General features: G+C 49.0%; 3 protein-coding genes. All 3 read right to left on the bottom strand.

Going from position 1 to position 2,037, the window contains the following annotated elements; genetic code table 11:
• Positions 1-351: 351 nt before the first annotated feature.
• From B3K91_RS03385 to B3K91_RS03375, 3 genes are read right to left on the bottom strand one after another with little or no spacing between them, the layout of a single operon-like run.
• Entirely contained in the window at positions 352-675 is a 324-nt protein-coding gene (locus tag B3K91_RS03385; RefSeq protein WP_102819283.1) for a NifB/NifX family molybdenum-iron cluster-binding protein, read from the bottom strand.
• A 3-nt stretch (positions 676-678) separates the two neighbouring features.
• The gene (locus B3K91_RS03380; RefSeq protein WP_292593997.1) at positions 679-1,638 is read right to left on the bottom strand and encodes a radical SAM protein; all 960 of its coding nucleotides are present in this window, start codon (positions 1,636-1,638) and stop codon (positions 679-681) included.
• 21 nt (positions 1,639-1,659) lie between these two features.
• Positions 1,660-1,983, bottom strand: coding sequence for a 4Fe-4S binding protein (locus B3K91_RS03375; protein ID WP_292593995.1), 324 nt, complete (start codon positions 1,981-1,983; stop codon positions 1,660-1,662).
• Positions 1,984-2,037 lie beyond the last annotated feature (54 nt).

Genomic DNA, 2,037 nt, shown 5'->3' with positions numbered 1-2,037 from the left:
GGGGTGAAATCCCCCTGGGCTAAGAGCCGTGGTTGGTGGTTGGTAAGAGCTTATAAACAAACAAGGGCACAATCACGACTAGAATAATTTCAGGAAAACCATCCGGGGATGCATGGCTGGCTTCGCCAGGAGGGAGAAAAAATCGCCGAGCTTGCGGATAGCGGGTTGGGGATTGGACAGAGCAAAAGGACTGGTTCGCCGTTGGCCGAGGAAACCTGTTATTCGTTCCGGACCGATGATCTGTTCTTCGTTCCTAGATCCGCTGCACGCTTAAAAACGGTGACCCCGCTGTACGCTGTTTAGAGCCGTCTCCGTTTAAAAGCTCGACTGGCTGTGACGAAGCCACCAACGTTATTCTTTGAGATAGGCCTTCAATGCCTCTTCAATTGTCATCGGCTCTAGAATCACCGGCTCGTAGTCCATCTCGGCGAGCTTTTTCAGCGATCCCTGTCCCATTGCTGCCCCGATCCATACAGGGCAGTCACCGATAACCTGGAGGATCTCGTCGAGTTCCGCATGCTTATGATTCTCGAAATAAGGATTAGGCCTTGCTTCCAGCTTGACGGCGCATTTGCCTTCGTCAAGCTCATAAATGTCGTAGTACCTTGACTGCCCGAAGTGGTCGTCGTTCAATTTGAAGCCGTCGTTGGTCCCGATTGCGATTAACTTTCCCATCTCTCATCCTCCTGATCGTCTTCCTGCAAGGATGTATCTGTAAAAATCCTTCCCGCGATAGGAGTTCTTCTCGACGTTCGGATTCTTGCTAAGTCTCTTCAGAAGATCTCCGACCGATTCCTCATTGAACTCCGCCTCCACAAAACTCTTTATGTCTTTCTCCGACATCGGATGGCGCTTGATGATCTCGATCACTGCATCCAGCGCTTTTTTCTCAGAGGTAGTGAAGCTGCTGACCGGGAGGTTCTCGATACTCTCCGCCTTCAGAAGGGCGCGGGCATATCTAAGCGTCTCTTCTTCAGGTATTTCTACATTTTCTTCTGCCGGTGGCCTGGCAGGAACATTTATGTACACTCTTGCCGGGGCCAGCAGTTCGATCCTATTCTTCAGTTCTCCAAGAAATTTGTCACTGTCGTTGTAATCCTTTACGAGCATTACTTCCAGCCAGATTTCACCCTTGAATTCCTTCGAAAACTCTAGCAAACCATTATAGACCCTCTCATATCTGAGCTTTCCATAAGGTCTGTTTATTCTCCGAAAGCTCTCCCCGTCAATGGCATCGAAGGTCGGCATCACAATGTCGAAATTCATTATCTCTTCTCTCAATGTTTTCTCATATAGAAGAGAGCCATTTGTGATTAGCACAAGCGGCTTATCTGTCAGTTCTCTTAGTCCATTCACTATGGAATCCAATGGCTTGTACAGAGTCGGTTCACCTTCTCCGACAACCGTCACAACGTCGAACGACTCTTCACCGTGAGCCTCTATAAACCTTCTTGCCTCGGATAGAATCTCCTCAGGCGGATAGAAGGTCTGCCTGGTATTGGTCATATTCGTTGTTCTTCCTAGCTGGCAGTAAATACACGAGTAATTGCACGTCTTGAACGGTATCGTACAGACCCCAAGCGATCTGCCAAGTCTTCTTGAAGGCACCACTCCGTATATATGACTCAAACGAATCACATCCCTAACGATATTGTTTGGCTATCTTCCTCCCTGTCCTCCCATGCCCTTTCCCTGTCCTCCTCCGCGTCTGCCTCCGCCCATACCTCGTCCCAGTCCACTTCCCTGTCCAGGACCGGTTCCACGGCCGATGCCGTATCCTCCTCCACCGGCTCTAAGAGAGGGATTTTCAGAGTTTGACCTTATTGCATTCACCGGACAGGCACTGAAACAATCCCCGCATCTGGTGCAAAGCGCGTTGTTTATGTACGCCTTGCCCGCCTTCATTACGATTGCTCCTTCCACCGGACAGGCTTTGATACACAGTCCGCATCCGGTGCACATATCTTCTCTTACCCAAGGCAATCTAAACATCTCCTTTTTTCATTATATATGTTTATTGCATATATATTATATCAC

It is taken from the genome of Mesotoga sp. UBA5847 (assembly GCF_002432735.1).
GTDB lineage: Bacteria > Thermotogota > Thermotogae > Petrotogales > Kosmotogaceae > Mesotoga.
The sequence above is the reverse complement of the archived record's forward strand: the minus strand, read 5'-3'. Positions and strand labels throughout refer to the sequence as shown.

Coding starts and splice junctions, on each gene's coding strand:
- B3K91_RS03385 (WP_102819283.1), bottom strand. CDS start 675: ATGGGAAAGTTAATCGCAATCGGGACCAACGACGGCTTCAAATTGAAC.